A 17,037-nucleotide genomic window follows, 5' to 3' on the forward strand; every position below is an offset into this window, starting at 1 on the left:
TTACCTCCTAGTCATAATGTCTGCGTTTAGATAAACGGCACGAGCTAGCTCTTCTCTTAAAACGACTTTTATTATCATCTGACCATTTGATCTGTCTTCGTCTGTGCCTGCTGTACAAGTTCGAACGAAGCCTCTTTCACATCAATGGAACTTGTGCCGATATATACCTTGAAATCCCCCGGTTCAGTGCCATACGTCTGATTCGGATTCCAGTATACTAATTCCGCTTTAGAGATACTGAAGCAGATTTCTCTTGCTTCACCTGTTGCCAATTTCACTTTTTTAAATCCTTTCAGCTCCTTCACAGGACGAACCACGCTGCCATACAGATCCTGGATGTACATCTGAACGGTTTCTTCTCCCGAGACCGCTCCTGTATTCGTAACTGTTACGCTGGCAAATATTGTTTCCGAATCTGTCATCTGTGTTTTCGATAATCGAATGTCCGAAATCTCAAAAGTTGTATAACTTAAACCGTAACCGAACGGGTATAGCGGGTCATTGGAGCCATCGATATATCTAGAAAAGAACTTTTCCCCCTTATTGCTTTCCGTTACGGGTCTCCCAGTTTTAAAGTGGTTATAGTATACCGGTACTTGTCCGATATGTACGGGGAAACTCATCGTAAGTTTGCCGGAAGGATTATATTTCCCCAGGAGCACATCGGCTATGGCATGCCCCGCTTGAGATCCTAGAAACCAAGTCTCTACAATGGCATCCACGTGGCGCTCAAACCAATCCAGTACCAGAGGCCGTCCATTAGTCAGAACCAATATAGTTGGCTTGCCCACGCGAACAACGGCCTCCGCAAGTTCCTGTTGCACCTTCGGTAGTGTAATATCCATGCGGGACGCAGCCTCACCAGATAGTTCACTGCTCTCTCCGAGCGCAAGAATGACGATATCGGCTTGTTCCGCCGCTCTGACAGCCTGCTCAATTCCCTCTTCCAATGCTTCTTCAACCTTACAGCCGGCTTCCACCATCAGATGTGTCTTCAAAATCCCGTTCTTTTCCAGACCTTCTCTCAGCGTTATAGTCTCTTTCGAATAGCGGGACCACTGCCAAGGACCCAGCATATCCTTGCTATCGCCGAATGGACCGATCAACGCAAGCTTCTGTTCCTTGTTGGCAAGCGGGAGAACGTTGTTATTTTTCAACAGAACTATGGACTTCTTCGCCAACGTTAGACTTGCCTCCAAATGATTCGGATGAAAGTGATATTCCTTTTCTTTCTCCGGACGAACATAGCGAAACGGATCATCCATAATCCCGATCTTATACTTATAGGTCAGGATTCGCCGCACGGCTTCATTTAATTGATCTACGGCAACGAGACCTTGTTCAATTAATTCATGCAGATGATCATACGAACGGGTTACCATTTCGATATCCATGGTTGCGTCAAGTGCTTTTTGTGCTGCTTCCTTACTGTCTTTCGCATTTCCATGAGCGACAATTTCATCGATGGAGCCATAGTCGGAAATCAATATTCCGTCAAAGCCTAACTCTCTTCGAAGCAAATCGTTAAGGATGTAGCGGCTTGCTGCCACAGGCACGCCTTGATACGTATTAAAGGAATTCATAACTGAACCTGCTCCAGCTTCAACCCCTGCTTGAAAAGGCGGCAAATACATATTGCGAAGTGTGCCTTCAGAAATATCCACTGTATTATAATCCCGCCCTGCTTCCGCTGCCCCGTATGCGATAAAATGTTTCAAACAAGCAATAATTGTTTCTGGATCGAATAGGCTGTCCCCTTGAAAACCTTCGACTTGCGCTTTGGCGATTAGGCTGCCCAAGTAAGGATCCTCGCCTGCGCCTTCAACGACACGTCCCCAACGCGGGTCTCGTGTAATATCCACCATCGGCCCATGATTGTAGTTTATACCGGTAGCACTGGCTTCTTTTGCTGCAATCGCGTTAGCTTCTTGGATTGCTTCCATGTCCCAGCTACAGGACCAGGCAAGTGGTACGGGGAAAACCGTCTGAAAGCCGTGGATCACATCGAAGTTAAATAACAAAGGAATACCATGGGGAGACTGTTCTACCGCAATTTTCTGCAATTCAAACACGCGATTACTGTTTACAGCAGAAAGTACCGAACCCACGCGGCCTTCCCTAATCAGTTTCTCTGGCGTGTCAGACTCGACATCAGATCCGAGGGAGAGGTTGGTCGACATACACTGGCTCATCTGACCGATTTTATCAGTGATGGACATTTTTTTCAGCAGGGCTTCAACTGCTTGACGGATCTCATGATCATCGCGTTGCCGTACATCTTTCTTCCGGTAAGGAGCGAGCGTTGAGATCAGTAAATCTTCGAGGGAGGGACCTGTTCCTTTCGAACCACTCACGAAGAAGTCTTCCTGGTGGGGAAGTTTGATCCTGCCTTGGAATCCCTGATCTTCAAAGGTCAAATCAAATTCGAAAGATTCACCAGGGACAAACTGTGACATGCCTCTGGCTTGTAACATATTCCCTTCAACCGTCACGGTGTGGATTTCAACTGGAAATGGAAAGGGTTCAAGGATAACAGATAATGCAATATCTTCTTTATTTTCGATGATGAACTGCATCTTAATCGTCGTATCTGGTGTTTGATGCAGAAAATGCCAGGTGCCGATCATACGATTCAACTCACTTTCAAGGAATAATTTGAAACGATCTCCGAACGGAAATATTATAAAGAGCACAGCATGTCTACTGCGCTCTGACAAACCGGGTAATGATTATTCTTCTATATTAGGAATGCCTTTTAGTGAGGCGATTCCAATTCGTTACCTGACTTGTCTCACAAGATGAGGTGTAACTTTGGTAATCGTATACCGTATTATATTGTAATAATGGTGTCTGAATGGTCGTACTCCATTGTTCAATCAATGTCTAGTCTCCTTTCGATGTGTGAACTTCGACCAATGGAATATGTGGAAGTTGATTGGAAAGAAAAAGCGTCGAGTAGGATGGTAAAAATGAAAAACTCTCTGCGCAATGATAGATTTAGGAGCACCTCGATTCTTTCTATGATATATCTACACGGTTCCTCTTCTCTGCTCTTCCAAAGACATTTCGTTGTTGATTGTAAAACAAACCGCAACGACGCATGCTGTAAGCGTGAAAATCTCTACTATTCTTCTCACTATCGCTAGAGCAGTATCATCAGTTTGACAGCTGCAGCACACAAATATAACCCGACAGAATTGTAATTAAGCCAAATATGTTGTACCAGTCAAAGTGTATGTCCTAGTGATATAACGCATTGCCCAGTCTAATCATTAGGGTAATTAAAGTGGGCTAGATAGAATAAATCATACGCAAAAGCACGACCTTTCATAGGTCGTGCTTATGGTTAGGTACATTTTATGTTAGGAGATCTTTATCTCGTTAATACCGCTTTCTCCGAGCAATATTAAAAGATAAGTGCCTGCACAATCAACGGTTTCGGTATCCTTAGGTAACGAAGCCACGGAGAGGAGATAATGGTTAACAGAAAGGGTCATATGCTTCTTTAATGAAATACCGTCGGCTGGATTACCGCTAAAATAAGTATAGACTTCGGTCTGGATGCGGAAAGTCTCCGCTATTGTATCAAAATGAATCTCTCCGGAATCTGAGCAAGAACACGGTCATCAGGCAAATTCTATGATCAGAACCATTTAATAAAAATTATTAAGTGCTATACCGTTCTGACACCGAAAAAATACGGAAACAAGAAAAGTTTGATGATTTATCCTTTACTGAATCTTAAATAAGCATGAATTTCAAGTTACATGCCCGTCGAATACTAATTCTTAGGATTGGTTTCCATTCTCATTTGATTGATGTTGCAGTTTCTGCATAGGTATACGGATGATAACGTCAGTACCTAATCCGGGCTTACTATGGAACGTAAGTCCGTAACTTGTACCATAAAAAAGATGAATTCGCTCATTAATGTTTCGTAGGCCGTATCCACTACCTTTCGTTTGATTGTGGAGCTCGCTAGTGAGTAATCTGGATACGGTATCCGGGGACATGCCTTCACCATCATCCGATACAATTATCTCAATATTGCCTTTGATGAGACCGCCCCTTATTCGAATCGTACCGGCTTCTTCATCTGTGCATAATATTCCATGGATGATGGCGTTCTCTACAATAGGCTGTAGTGTGATTTTTAAAATGCCACACTCTATAATTGCTTCATCCACCTGAATATCCAGTTGGATTTTACTGGCGTATCGGGCGCTCTGTATTTGCATATAACTGCTGACATGGAGAAGTTCATCACGGATGGAAATGATCGTATTCCCCCCGCTTAAGCTAAGTTTGTAGAACTTCGAGAGCGAGGTCACAACCTGTCCTATCTCGTCGGTCATTCCGCTACGTGCCATCCATTTCATCAAATCAAGTGTATTGTATAAAAAATGAGGATTGATCTGTGCTTGAAGCGCTTTCAACTCTGCACTCTTGATTTCTTGACCAGAGCGGAACTGTTCTTCTAACAATCCCCCGATTTTATGAACCATATAATTATAATTCTCGATTAACTCCCCGAACTCATCCCTGGACGAGGGTAGTGAGAGTGCTACGACGTTGCCCTCTTGTACATTTCGCATTTTACGCATGATCCGAGTTAAGCGTGATGTCATATAATTTGAAATCAAAACGGATAGGAGCAAAGCGATTAAGCCAATAACGATGAGCAAAAGAACTGAGTTTTTTAGCATGGCTTTGCTTTCAGCAGCAATTTCCTCTAACGGAATTACTGTAACCATATACCAATCGGTTCCGGGAATCATTTTGCTCTGTAGATAAACTTCAGAGTTCTCCAATTTAACAAAATGAGGGTCCCTCTTAGAGGAATGAATTACCTGATCCTGATCAATATTATATTCCTGTTGAAGCGAGAGATTAGAACTTGCAACAAGTTCCCCATTGGAATTTTGAATATATGTCAAGCTATTCTGAATGGGTGCGGCATTGTTTAGAATATCAGTGACCATGCTGAGCGGAATATCCAATCGGATAACGCCAAGAAATTCCGAATAATCATTGGGATTACGAAATGGCCGGAGAACCGCCAAAAAATCATTTTTATTTGCCTCGGAATCTGTAAAGTAAGAGTTCGGTGCCCACAAAATCCCTTTACTACTCTCCATCATTCGCTTGAACCAATAGGTCTGACGTGCTTTCTCCAGACTAAAGAGGTTAATGTTCTCATTTGAATAGAACAATTCCTCATTAACGAATAATTTGACGTTTTGAATATTACTGTGGTCTTCCAAGGAAGATAAGAATGGCTTCAAATCGAGAAAATCTCTGTACTGTATGAAGAAATCATCAGTGCTTCCTTCGGATGTCATCACATCGGTAAGCATTTTCTCTGATATAAGAATATCACTCGCTGTACGAATTTGTTGAAATTTGAAGGAAAGAAAAGAGAATGACTGGTCAAAGTTTCTTTCCACAGAAAATGAAGTCCTATTTAAAAACTGTTTGTACTGTTGCTCAGAAGACAGATAGAAATACCCGCCGAGCGGAAGTATGATCAGTGTGAAGAAGGAAAGGATCAGTTTATTTCTAAGCTTGAGATCAGAAAAAAATTGGAAAAACCGTGCTTTCTCCTTCATTTTCATCCTCCAAGCCCCTCCCTATATTCTGATGGATTGTACCCTGTCAATTTACGAAAACATTTAGCAAAATAGTCTCCATTGTTATATCCCACGCTCAACGATACATCAGCCACCTTGCGCGAGGGATCACGCAATAGCTCCTTCGCTTTATTAATCCGATAATTCGTAACATACTGATTAATCGTTTGGCCAGTCTCCTGTTTAAAGCGGTTACAAAGATAGGAGGTCGTAAGCATCGTATGGGTACTGATTTTACTGATGGATAGATGAATGTCGGAGTAATGGTCATGAACATATTGAAGAATTCCGTTAACAATACCACTATACGGAGATTGCTCCATAATAGATGACGAATAGTGCTCCACCTTCATGACGATCAAATCTTTCAACTCGCTCAAGGTTTCTAATTCGTGCATCATGTTCCATATCGATCTCGAGCTCTCCGTATTATCGAAGAGGTGGATATTTCGTTCTCCTGAAGCACGAATCAATGTCATCAAAAGCTGGAAATACATTTCTTTTACATAATTGACCATGGTGTTTTTATGCTGCTTGATATCAAAGGTGAGACTGGAAATAAGCCGAATCGCTTGCTCAATTTCCTGTTTGGAGAGATGTTCCCCAAAAACTGTCACTAAGTTAGGATCAATGGAATACGCAGGTGTCTGATTCTCGTGATACCCGTAAACGGAATATCCGTTATAGAACATATGCTGCAAGGCTATTACCGCTGTACTATAGGACTTTTCAGTAGCCGACAGCCCAATGACGGTTTTGCCTGAAGCAATGAATACCATTTCTTTGTCTGGCAGGATATCCAATAAGTTCGAGGCAAATCGGTCAGCAGCATTCTGGAGTTCATCCAGATTGCCTGAGACGACGTACAGGTGTATGACGATATGAGATTCGTCCTTCACAGCCGCGATCCCCGTGGTGCTGGATTCTGTCAGCAAACCAGAGACTAAACCATAAATGTTTTCTACAGTCAATTCCAATCGTTGTGGATTCAGCATGTTTTTCTTACGAACCTTCACCAATAAAGATTGCAAACGCATTCTGGATGGAAAAGTATATCCTGCTAATTTAACCAACTCATCAATCCGTTCTTTGCTACATTTGGGTTTCGTAATTGCTATCGCGAGTTCGCTGGAGATGAGTGGTATAGCTGCCAACATCATGTTCGTTTCCACTTTGGCATTCTGCCCTGTCGACCGAGTCTGAGAAACTCCCAACTGGAGAGCATCTTGTAGTTCGTTTATTTCTATGGGTTTCTCAACGTATGAGACTGCTCTCAATTTTATTGCGGATTTCAGATATTGTTTGTCAGAGAATCCACTCATGAAAATAATCTGACAGTTCGGATTGATTTCCCGATAAGCGGTTGCAAGCTCAACCCCGTCCATTTTGGGCATACGTACATCGGTTAACAGAAGCTCGGGATGCTCTTGGCGTGCGATATCTAACGCTTTACTTCCATTGCTCGCTTGCAACACTAGATCGATGCCGAACTGGTCCCAGTTAATCGCCCCAATTATCCCCTGAAGCGTAAATGGATCATCATCTGCAATTAGAATCTTCATTTCGAAATGCTCTCCTGTCATGGACTTATTTTTATTTCCGATCCTACAATATATTTGGCTAGATTACAATTTTGTCGGGTTTTATTGGTGTTGGATAGCTGTCAAACTAACGATAACGCTTTCATGATTATTACAAAAAGAATAGGAGGTTTCAACAGTGAAACGTGAATCGTTGCTAAAGCATCTGATTAAGAATCGACTATTGGTATTTATGGCCTTACCTGCTGTGGTCTTCTTTTTCATTTTCAACTATTTACCCATTGCAGGGTTGGTGATCGCATTCAAACAATACAACTACCAAGATGGTATCTTTGGTAGCCCGTGGGTAGGATTAGACAATTTTCGATTCTTCTTCATTTCAGGTAAGGCTCTACTTGTGACGACTAATACGTTCTTGTACAACATTGCGTTTATTATCGTCAACAACATTTTGGAGATTGTACTTGCAATCGCGCTTGTAGAATTATCAGGGAAGTGGTTCCGTAAGATTACGCAATCGATGCTATTTCTTCCTTATTTCGTTTCTTGGGTAACCGTGGGGTTACTGGTCTTCGGTTTTGCTGATTTTGATTCAGGTATCATTAATGGTTTCATGCGATCCTATGGATCCGAGCCCATCGATATCTACAATACCCCCGATTACTGGCCGTTATTGATTATCCTTGTCAGTGCATGGAAGTCTGTAGGGTATGGAATGATTTATTACCTGGCTGCCATTATGGGCGTGGATAAGGAAATTTACGAAGCTGCTCAGATTGATGGTGCGAATATATTCCGCCGGATATGGCATTTGACCTTACCCTTCCTTACTCCAACCATTGTTATCCTGGTGCTTCTTGCAATTGGGAATATCTTCAGAGGTGATTTTGGTTTGTTCTATCAGTTGGTACAGAATAACGGTGTTCTATATGATAAGACGGATGTCATCGATACTTTCGTTTTCCGTTCTTTGCTCTCAACAAGGGAGGAAGGTATGGCAGCTGCCGCGGGCTTCTACCAATCCATTTTGTGCTTTGTCACCATCATGATTGCGAATTATGCGGTCAAAAAATATAACAAAGATTATTCTCTGTTTTAGAAAGGGGCTGCCAACTTGAGAAAACCATCTGGAGATATCGTACTTTTTAATGTTCTCTCTTATCTATTGCTGGGTGTCTTTGCAATCCTGTGCTTCGTGCCATTTCTAATGGTCCTATCTTCCTCATTAACTGATGAACAGGAAATTATCCGTAACGGTTATACCCTTTTCCCGACTGCTTTTTCTTTAAAGGCTTACGAAGTCGCGCTTGAAAATCCAATGGTGATACTGAGAGCCTATGGCGTAACGGTACTGGTCACGGTGGTTGGTACCATAGCCAGCGTGTACCTGATGGCTATGACGGCTTACGTTATTCATAAACGTACGTTTCGCATAGCTAACGGCTTGGCTTTCTATTTCTTCTTCACTACGCTGTTTAATGCAGGTCTGGTGCCTTGGTACATCCTAATTATGAAATACTTGAATTTGAAAGATAATTTGCTTGTTTTAATCATTCCAGCACTCTTTAATGTTTTTTACATCATTGTGATGAAAGCATTCATGCGAGGAGTACCTGAAGCACTTAGTGAATCCGCCTTCATAGATGGAGCAAACGAATTTCGTATATTCACTTCCATCATTCTTCCCGTATGCAAACCGGTACTTGCAACAGTCACGCTCTTCGTTGCCTTGCAATATTGGAATGATTGGTATTTATCGATGCTATTTATATCAGACGAGAACTTGCGACCGTTGCAACTGCTTCTTTACAATCTTGTCACGAATTCCGACGAGTTGCGAAGAATCTCAGCGTTATCCAATGGAGGAGCTTCTGTTGATATGAGTAGTATGCCGCAAAACTCTCTTAAGATGGCTGTTACCATGATCTCAATAGGTCCTATTCTTTTTCTATATCCCTTTATACAACGATTCTTTGTGCAAGGGCTGACTTTAGGTGCTGTGAAAGGTTAGTTTCGGCAAACTGTCGATTTAACATATACTACTTATAGGAGGGTCAACATGAAAAACAAACGAAGCAAGTGGTCTAGCACGCTGGCAATTGTTATGGTCTTTGCATTGGTCTTGTCAGCTTGTAGTAATTCAGAGCAAAATAGTTCATCTGAGTCAGAGAACAATGAAGTCGGTAAGGTCACTCTTAAGATGATACTTCTCGGTGATAAGCCGGCTGATGCGGATCTTGTTTATCAGGAATTAAGCAAAATGGCACAGAAAGATATCAATGCAAAAATTGAAGTGACTAACTTTACCTGGGGTGAATGGGCACAGAAATACTCCCTTCTTTTCTCAGCAGGAGAAGATTTCGACCTGATTTATGCTTCGAACTGGACCGACTATCAAGGTTTTGCCAGTAAAAATGGGTTCTTGGAATTGACCGAGGATCTTTTATCCAAGAACGCGCCAATCACTTGGGAGAAAACACCTAAGGATGCTTGGGAGCAGGCAAAAGTAAATGGAAAGGTATACGCTGTACCTCAGGCAGTTCAGGAGAATGGAGCAATTGGATTCTTACTGCGCGGAGACCTAAGAGAGAAAAATAATGTGCCGCCGGTTAAAGATATGGCTGGTTTGGATACCTATTTAACGGCAATTGCAAAGAACGACCAAGGAATTACTCCGTTTGCTTATCATCATTCAACGGAAAATTTCATCCGAACCTTATTTGATCCGAATTTAGAAGCGCCTGACAACATAGGTGTGCCATCAAACCAAGCCCTTTCCTGGAATGTTCACAGTAAAGAAGGAATGCAAGCTAAGGTTACTTTCGAAAATGAAGGGTACAAAAATTTTGCGAATACAATGTTCCGCTGGCAAAAAGAAGGTATCCTCTCGAAGAATGCATTGTCACAAAAAGAAAAATCGCCTGAGTTGTTTGAAGCAGGAAAATCGGCAGTTCAGGTTTCGTCACTTGATCAAATTTCAAACACAGCTGTAACCATTGAAAAGAAACATCCAGACTGGAAGGCTGAGATATTCATGCCTGAAATGAACGTTGTTCCTTCTGGTTACATGCAAAATGGAGTAGCAATAAACGCTCGTTCCAAAAATCCTGAACTTTCGCTTCAATTCCTGGACCTACTAAAGTGGAACAAAGAATACTCAGATCTAACCTGGTATGGAATTAAAGGTAAGCATTGGGAGCCTGTCGGGGACGACCGATTCAAAGAACTTGCAGATTCTTCAAATTATCCTCCTGGAGCAAATGACCCATGGGGATGGCGCGGCCCTAATGAAAGATGGAGCGTTGAATCACCTGATGAAATCGTCAAAGAACTAAGAGATTATCGGAAAATTGAACACAAATATCCATATGGGTCTAACTTTATCTACAGTGACGCTAATGTGAAGAACGAAAATGCAGCCATTCAAAATCTCGCCGAACAATACATGAATCCGGCTAGCGTTGGCCTGATCGATTATGAAACCGCTTATGCGAGATTTGAGTCGGCTGCCAAGAAAGCAGGTCTGGACACAACCTTAAAAGATCTGCAGGCACAGCTTGACGCATACAAGGCAGAAAATCCATAAGAAGAAAATCAGCCGTATTGCTTCCGACTCGGAAACAATACGGCTGATTTTGTATTTCGTTCATTCCCCCACTTCCATGCTGAGTCGGATTTGGCCACGTTTCTACTACAGGATGCGCGGGCTATCACGGAGATATCACATGATCGTTGTTGCACCGATTCGCGAAACCAATATCGAATATCCTACTTGGGAATGTCCCCCGCCCGAACTGAGCGATGAAACTCCTGCAAAAAACTCTATGACCATAACTTAGGACTTCTTGGTTTACTGGCTCCTAATTACCTTTATGCACCTGATTATATATCCAAGCGAGTAATGCCAGACTGTAAGCAAAAAAAGAGTGGTACCCTTCTTTTTTTTTGGGGTAAATAACTTCGTTTTCAAGCCTAACTCCCAACTATTCGACGAGTGGGAGTTGGAACTTTACGAACAAGATATCCAAGTGATAAAACGACTACTGTCACACGTTACTCTGCCCGTAAGCTTAATGAATTATTAAATTAATTAGATGTATGCCTAATCAGAAATAGGACCATATTCTTGTCCATTTCGGCAATCGGTAGAAGTTCTTGTCCTTAATAGCTACTTTCTGTATCAATATTTCACTGTTTTGATACCTATCTGCCTATGTGTACCTCTTAGCATGCCAGTTGTTCCATAACAATTTAAATATTTTTGTGTATTATGGTGTTAAAGAATGTATGTGTTCGTTGTTTAGATATTGATCTAATCGGTAATCGGTACAAGTTCTTGTCCTCAACTGCCAGTTTCAGTCTGATATTTCGCTTTTTAATGCCTAGCCGACAGTGTTTTTACCTCTCATCGTGTCGGTTTTCCTTTATCAATATGAACATTGTTATGTATTATGGTATTTAATGAATTTGTAAATGCGTGTGCTTAATGTTTAGAGATACACCTAATCGGCAATCGGACTATGTTCTTGTCCCTTGACACTTTGCCCATACATCATTTTGTGATCATCGGTATTTGTAGTATATTTAGAAGCCAATCACATATGAACGGGCTGCTTTTTATGTTTGATTGAGCTAACGTTTCCCGTTAGCTTATTCCCATTCCTTCCAAAAGACCCATCCTCCATTTTTAAGCGAAAAAAGTGATTTACACTGCTTGCATCTCAGAATCGAACCAGAAGGATATTTTGGATTATCGATATACAGTTTGGGAACACATTTCTCGTACCCACATTTTGGGCATATCTGTCTCATACTTTTCTTTGTTTTCAATTTCTTACCTCAATTTATTCTTATATTTTCTTTACTTTAGCATCGTTCATTAAAACTAAACTGCCCGTTAATTTAATGAATTGACGGGCAAAATACCGATTAGATGTTCATCTAATCGGTAATCGGCCTATGTTCTTGTCCATTCCGGCAATCGGTACAAGTTCTTGTCCTTGGCTCGGGACAAGAACTTGTACCGATAAATTAAAAAAGCCGCTAAAATAGCGACTTCAATGGGACCATGTTCTTGTCCCTCGACACTAATGCTTCATCCATATACTAAATAAATAAATAAAGCTAAGGATCGCCCTTGTCGGGAAACGATCATTAGCTTTATTTTCATCAGAGTGATCTCTGGAACTATAGGTGATAAACTCTACACTATCTAGTCGGGTCTCGGTGCCACTTATCATCTCCCATTATTCTATCAACAATATGATGAGCTTCCCAAGCAGCCGCCATCTCTAACCCTTCACATTCTTCGCGAGTAGAAGGTCTAATCTCTCCCAAATGATATATTTCATACCCTCCTGATATCCTATCAATGATACAGGCAGGTGGGGGCCACGCCTCTTCTTCATACGGGAACGGACGATTCTCAACGACCGGCCAATCGCCTGATTTCAGTACATCATCATACACACCCACGATAAATTGGTATTCCTCTTCTTGAGGTATCTCTTCTATCGTGTCACTTATCACATTATAGATTGCAATGCTGGCATCTTTAAGCCTTCTCCCAAAGGCAAACTTACCGTTAGGCAGAGGTATAGCGTAGATATCACCCAATTTTATTCGTTTACGTCTCGTATTTTTCACGGTTTTCCAAACTCCTTCGTTGCGGCTTTAATATACTTACTGTACTTCTTATTTTTTGGAGAAATTCCATTATACGCATTACCAGAAGTGCCCTTTTCAGATTTGGCTCGGCCATTTTTTATGATCATTTGCTGTTCTCGTCCACGTATTGCATTTTTGTTACTTGAAGACTTATCTATGTTGGAATATTTACTAAATGAAAAATTTGCTAAATGTTGTCCGTTCCCCAAATACTTATTGCATTTTGGGCTGTACTCCACTCTATATTGATTGATAAATGTCTAATCGGTAATCGGACTATGTTTTTGTCCTTTTCGGCAAAGGAACCAAGTTCTTGTCCTCGGCTTGGGAAAAGAACTTGGTTCCTTAAATCAAAAAAGCCGCTAAAATAGCGACTCTGAATGGAACAATGTTCTTGTCCCTCGACAATCATCCGCTTGTGTTTTTACTGCGATTTCTCGAAGGTTGCAATTTCTGCACTTCTATATCACTATCCTGCCCGTTAGCTTAATGAATTAACGGGGAAAACGATTAAATATACACCTATTTGTGAATAGGAACATGTTCCTGTCAAATCTGGTAATAGGTACAGGCTTTTGTCCCAGATATCAGCACAAAGTAAGATAGTTCATATGTTTCTCCTCCCTTGACCCAGAGTCACATTCAGCATTCACCGTATCCCCCTAGTGTTGAAGCTGGTCTCTTGATCATAATCCATCCTTTATTGTGTTAACAACTCAAAAGAGACTTACTTCTCAAACGTAGATATACATCTAATCGGAAATGGGAACATGTTCTTGTCCATTTCGGCAATCGGTAGAAGTTCTTGTACTTGGGTTGGGACAAGAACTTCTACCGATAAAATAAAAAAGCCGCTAAAATAGCGACTTTAATGGGAATATGTTCTTGTCCCTCGACACTTAAAACAAAAAAAGCCGCTATAATAGCGACTTTATGGGCTGACCGACTGAGTACGTCTCCCCCTGTTCATCATAACTGTATTGCTGTATTCTCTGACCAGATTGGTCTTTCACTTCAACTAATTGATTCAGTGCATCATAAATATACGTTTGTTTGCCATCGTCCTTTTCCATTGACAGATGTCAACTGATTGGCGTTATTATGCGTATATGTTGTTATTTGCTCTTGCCCACTGCTGACGTCTACCTTCTACGTACGATTACCCTCCTTGTTAGACCCTGTAACTCCTTTTTCGAGCTCTAATAAGTATTCTGTCCATCATTAGGTAATTAGCTAACTCGTTTTCATGAAGGCTAAAATGAAGTTCATTACAAATATCACATTCATCATAATTAAAAAAGATTCGATTGCCTAAAACTGCTGGAATAACATCTGCCTCCTTTTTAAAAGGCACATAGGAGGCCCTTTGACCGCAAAAAGGCAAATTCTATCTTGGTAATTCCCTATTTGTACATACGAGAGGTAACCACTTGTGGGAGCGATGCCCTTCACACTTTACCTGTTTTCTTGGATCTGAAAATCATGAAACTAATCGCAGCCAAAACCCACACACCAATGCCACCATATAGCATTACCAAGCCAAAGCCGTGCACAAGAGCTTTATGGACCAAGGCTCCTGACGTATCTAGAGAGGACAGTTCTGGAAAACTCTGCTTGAGAGATGTAAAATTTCCGGCCGCTATTTTCTCAGCTAAAGTCCGCAATTTCGTTGTATCGAAAATCCCATGAAGTGCTCCCTTCAAATAAGACAAAATACCATTCTGCAAAATGAATCCCATAACAGCGATGTTAATAGCTAGACTGATCAATCTGGCACTCATGTCTATACCCGAAGCCATGCCTGCACGTGTAATCGAAACCGAGCCAGTCGTCGTGTTGGTTACAGGCGTGTTCGTCAATCCCAGCCCGATACCAGCAAGCAGAGAACCTGGAAGCATGGTTAGCCAGTTGGCGTTATCTCCTCCACTACCATATTTCATTAAAATGAAGCCCGTACCGATGATGAACAAGCCCAATGGAATAACTATACGCGGCTGATAACGGAGCGAAAGGCGCTCTGCCAAGGGAGGGATCACCAAGGTTGGCAGAGCATAAGCCAAGAGAGACAGCCCAGCAGCTACAATGCCATAACCAAGACCGCTCTGAAAATAAATCGGCAGATAGATCATGAACGGCCAGAAACTGAAATTCATGCCGATAGAGCCAAGAAGAGCACCGGAAAAATTACGTATCTTGAATACGGAAAAGTCGAACATCGGATGGGCGCTAAGCGTTTCCGCAAAAAGAAAAATAATGAAGCTTGTTGATGCTGCAACAAGAACGCCTATGGATACTACGCTAGTAAAGCCATGTTCGGTTCCTTGAGTGATAAAGTATGCCAGACCAAAAACCGTCAACGAAAGCGTGACGATGCCAATAATATCTAGTTTTTCCGCATGAGGATCGCTTGATTCATCCACACCGCCAAAAACAAGGATCAATGTGAGGATAGTCAGTGGGACGTGGATCAGGAAAACCCAATGCCAGTTTAATACGGCCACAATCATCCCCCCAATAATGGGTCCAAAACCAAGGCCGATACCAAATACGATCCCCCATACTGCAAAGGCTTTGCTACGCTCCCGCTCCTCCTGAAACCGATGCGAAAGAATTGCAATCTGGCAAATCTGCATTGCACCCGCACCCACACCTTGAAGAAATCGACTGATGATTAGAACCGATGTGTTTTGTGCCAAGCCACAAATCAAAGATGTAATACCAAACAAGACGAGGCTAATAATAAAAATACGTCTCCTTCCATAACGGTCAGCCAGCGTTCCCACTGCCATCAGAACCGTCGCACAGGCAATGGTGTAGGCGTTCATAATCCATTGCATATCCTTGAGGTTTCCATGCAGCACCTTTTCCAAGGTAGGCAGAATTACTGGCACACTGGAAATTTCGAGGCCAAACATTAGTGCGGACAAACATATCGCAGCCAATGCGATTATATTTTTGCTAGAATGGGAAATAGTCATTGAAAGTACCCTCCAATATAAACACGTACATATAACTCTTCTGTAATTACTTTATTTATTTCATATCTACTCATTGCTTGCCATCCTCTCTGACTTCTCATGTATAATTTACGTGTGTCTTATTATATAATTTATATCTTCCATTTTACATATCATATAAAATCAAATATGATAATTATGCTAAGTAATAAAAGCTATTTTCTTCAAAACACCTTAAATTTAAAGGAGCTTATTCAAATGGATCATGTAGATAAACAAATACTCTTCTATCTTCAAAAACAGGCGAGGATTTCAATGACTGAGCTAGGCAAAAGCGTTGGGTTATCCCAACCTGCCGTAACGGAACGAGTTAAGAGAATGGAAGAGAAGGGAATCATCGAAGAATATCACACCGTTATTTCTCCTGAAAAAATTGGGAAGCATGCGACTGCCTATATGCTTTTTCAAACTAGAGACTGCTTGGCATTTCTTGATTATGTCCATGCATCTCCCCATGTTGCTGAGTGCCACCGCATAAGCGGAGAACATAGTTATTTATTAAAAGTTGTAACAGAATCCACACGCACGCTCGAGGAGTTCAGCAATCAGTGCGATAAATATGGAACCTACACCATCTTGATTGTCATGTCTTCACCGATCGATCATAGTCTTCTCATTCGTTCTCTCGAAGAAGCCAATAGAGCGGACTAATTCCAAGCTGAACTTCCAAAATCATAATCAAGTTCTATATCAACGGACGTTTACAGATATAATAAGGGCCTTAGTCCGAAGAAACTCAGGACCAAGGCCACTTATCTCATTTTTTTACTGTGGAGAATTTCATTTTAATCAATTCCTACGGTCCGATGTCATACAGATCAGAGGTTTTAACTACATATGCTTAATTTTAGATAATCATCTAATCGGTAATCGGACTATGTTCTTGTCCATTTCGGCAATCGGTACAGGTTCTTGTCCTTGGCTCGGGACAAGAACCTGTACCGATAAAATAAAAAAGCCGCTAAAATAGCGACTTTGAATGGAACAATGTTCTTGTCCCGTGACATCTCTCTGTGAGATCCCTAATACCTTACCTATCATAGCCTTTTCGTTTTAAATTAAACCTATGCTATCAACACTCAACTTGCTCCGTCAATTAACATTTATGTTAAATTCTTAAAAGGGCAGAAATTAGTTAATCTGCCCTTTTCTTTGAAAGTTATTGTTTGTTAATGAGATAGG

General features: G+C 41.5%; 10 protein-coding genes. 4 read left to right on the forward strand and 6 right to left on the reverse strand.

Going from position 1 to position 17,037, the window contains the following annotated elements; all coding sequences use genetic code 11:
- Window positions 1-74 precede the first annotated feature (74 nt).
- From BLV50_RS06415 to BLV50_RS06425, 3 genes are all read right to left on the reverse strand, one after another.
- Window positions 75-2,627 (reverse strand): glycoside hydrolase family 3 N-terminal domain-containing protein, encoded by a 2,553-nt coding sequence (locus tag BLV50_RS06415; RefSeq protein ID WP_090806555.1) that lies wholly within the window; start codon window positions 2,625-2,627, stop codon window positions 75-77.
- Window positions 2,628-3,788: 1,161 nt separating this feature from the next.
- Complete coding sequence (locus BLV50_RS06420; protein WP_090806557.1) at window positions 3,789-5,615, reverse strand: sensor histidine kinase; 1,827 nt, start codon at window positions 5,613-5,615, stop codon at window positions 3,789-3,791.
- The gene (locus tag BLV50_RS06425; RefSeq protein WP_177031125.1) at window positions 5,612-7,192 is read right to left on the reverse strand and encodes a response regulator transcription factor; all 1,581 of its coding nucleotides are present in this window, start codon (window positions 7,190-7,192) and stop codon (window positions 5,612-5,614) included. The genes BLV50_RS06420 and BLV50_RS06425 overlap by 4 nt, the downstream gene beginning before the upstream one ends.
- A 157-nt stretch (window positions 7,193-7,349) precedes the next feature.
- Between BLV50_RS06425 and BLV50_RS06430 the strand changes: the two genes are divergently transcribed.
- The 3 genes from BLV50_RS06430 to BLV50_RS06440 are packed head-to-tail and all read left to right on the forward strand — an operon-like array spanning window position 7,350 to window position 10,757.
- Window positions 7,350-8,270, forward strand: coding sequence for an ABC transporter permease (locus BLV50_RS06430; RefSeq protein ID WP_371129222.1), 921 nt, complete (start codon window positions 7,350-7,352; stop codon window positions 8,268-8,270).
- 15 nt (window positions 8,271-8,285) lie between these two features.
- Window positions 8,286-9,182 carry a carbohydrate ABC transporter permease gene (locus BLV50_RS06435; protein WP_090806561.1) on the forward strand — a complete coding sequence of 299 codons (897 nt, stop codon included), beginning with the start codon at window positions 8,286-8,288 and terminating at the stop codon, window positions 9,180-9,182.
- A 48-nt stretch (window positions 9,183-9,230) separates the two neighbouring features.
- Window positions 9,231-10,757 (forward strand): ABC transporter substrate-binding protein, encoded by a 1,527-nt coding sequence (locus BLV50_RS06440; protein WP_090806563.1) that lies wholly within the window; start codon window positions 9,231-9,233, stop codon window positions 10,755-10,757.
- Between the two features lie 1,622 nt (window positions 10,758-12,379).
- Here the strand turns inward: BLV50_RS06440 and BLV50_RS06445 are convergent.
- The 3 genes from BLV50_RS06445 to BLV50_RS06460 form a co-directional block, all read right to left on the reverse strand.
- The gene (locus tag BLV50_RS06445) at window positions 12,380-12,817 is read right to left on the reverse strand and encodes an immunity 26/phosphotriesterase HocA family protein (protein WP_090806565.1); all 438 of its coding nucleotides are present in this window, start codon (window positions 12,815-12,817) and stop codon (window positions 12,380-12,382) included.
- A 938-nt stretch (window positions 12,818-13,755) separates the two neighbouring features.
- Window positions 13,756-13,911, reverse strand: coding sequence for an RHS repeat protein (locus BLV50_RS06450; RefSeq protein ID WP_090806567.1), 156 nt, complete (start codon window positions 13,909-13,911; stop codon window positions 13,756-13,758).
- A gap of 375 nt (window positions 13,912-14,286) precedes the next feature.
- Complete coding sequence (locus BLV50_RS06460; protein WP_090806571.1) at window positions 14,287-15,816, reverse strand: MFS transporter; 1,530 nt, start codon at window positions 15,814-15,816, stop codon at window positions 14,287-14,289.
- A 237-nt stretch (window positions 15,817-16,053) separates the two neighbouring features.
- On the opposite strand from BLV50_RS06460, the gene BLV50_RS06465 reads away from it, so the two are divergent.
- Window positions 16,054-16,506, forward strand: a complete 453-nt coding sequence (locus tag BLV50_RS06465; protein ID WP_090806573.1) for an Lrp/AsnC family transcriptional regulator — start codon at window positions 16,054-16,056, stop codon at window positions 16,504-16,506.
- Window positions 16,507-17,037: the final 531 nt, after the last annotated feature.

This window comes from Paenibacillus sp. 276b (assembly GCF_900107875.1).
GTDB classification, from domain to species: domain Bacteria; phylum Bacillota; class Bacilli; order Paenibacillales; family Paenibacillaceae; genus Paenibacillus; species Paenibacillus marchantiae.